This window comes from Pseudomonas sichuanensis, assembly GCF_003231305.1.
Taxonomy (GTDB): domain Bacteria; phylum Pseudomonadota; class Gammaproteobacteria; order Pseudomonadales; family Pseudomonadaceae; genus Aquipseudomonas; species Aquipseudomonas sichuanensis.
Map to the genome: position 1 here is coordinate 1 of NZ_QKVM01000134.1, position 649 is coordinate 649.

A 649-nucleotide genomic window follows, 5' to 3' on the forward strand; every position below is an offset into this window, starting at 1 on the left:
GCCTGGCGGGCGTCGAAGCCGGCATCCAGTATCAGCACGATGTCGCGGCCACTGGCCCGCTCCCGTGCCATCCATTGCCAAGGGGTCGGCGCGCTCATGCGGCACCTCCCAAGGGCAGTGCCTCGCAACAGCTGTCACACACTGGGCACACCGCGCGGCCAAGCTCCTGGCTCGCCGTCACCAGCGCCAGTTGCACCGGGCCTACCGTGGTCGGTAGCAACATGGCAGGCTGTGCCTGGCTGTCGCCCGGCAGCAAGGGTTGCGCCATGACGCTGACCGCCGGCGTGCCCCCCACCTGGATCGGGCTGCTGGCAAAAATGCCGGCGCTGTTGATCATCAGGTGCTGCCCGCCGACCTTGAGGCTGATGCTGGCCCCGCCTTCCACCACCACCTCGCCGTCCGCCGACACTTGCACCTGGCGCCCGGCATGCTGCACCAGCACCGTGCCCACGCGGGTCTGGCTGCCCTGCTCGACCACCAGGTGGTCACTGGCCCGCACCAGCACCTTGCGCTCGCCGCCCACGCTGCGCTGCTCGTCAGTTTCCACCGTGACCAGGCTGTCGCCCCGGACCAGCAATTGGCGGTGGCCGCCGATTTGCACGTGGCTGTCGTTGACCACCAGTTGCTCGAAGTCGCGCTGGGCGCGCAA

1 protein-coding gene is annotated in these 649 nt (G+C 69.2%); it reads right to left on the minus strand.

What is annotated here, in order from left to right:
• Nucleotides 1–94: 94 nt before the first annotated feature.
• A partial coding sequence (locus DM373_RS28415; protein WP_425272617.1) for a bacteriophage T4 gp5 trimerisation domain-containing protein occupies nucleotides 95–649 on the minus strand: 555 nt, incomplete at its 5' end.